Source organism: Mesorhizobium sp. M00.F.Ca.ET.216.01.1.1, from assembly GCF_004010325.2.
GTDB lineage: Bacteria > Pseudomonadota > Alphaproteobacteria > Rhizobiales > Rhizobiaceae > Mesorhizobium.
The window spans coordinates 1-297 of record NZ_SADR02000469.1; the positions used below are offsets into that span (position 1 = coordinate 1).

At 67.7% G+C, this 297-nt stretch carries 1 protein-coding gene; it reads right to left on the minus strand.

The window, feature by feature from the left end; genetic code table 11:
• Window positions 1-297: Gfo/Idh/MocA family oxidoreductase (locus EN859_RS37000; RefSeq protein WP_245525894.1), on the minus strand; the 297-nt coding region annotated here is incomplete at both ends.

A 297-nucleotide genomic window follows, 5' to 3' on the forward strand; every position in this document is an offset into this window, starting at 1 on the left:
CACGGTCTGCGGCGCGCCGAACAGCGCGAGCGCCTGGTCGATCAGATGCGGGCCGAGGTCGAACAGCAGGCCGCCGCCGCGCGACGCTTCCTCGCGCCAACGCTGGCGCACTTCGGGCCGGAAGCGGTCGAAATGCGATTCATAGTGCGTGATCCGCCCCAACTCGCCGCTTGCGAGCAGGTCGCGCACGGTCAGAAAGTCTCCGTCCCAGCGACGGTTGTGAAACGGCACGAACAGCTTGCCGCGCGCCAGTGCAATGTTGGCAAGCGTGTGCGCGTCGGCGGCGCTCAATGTGAC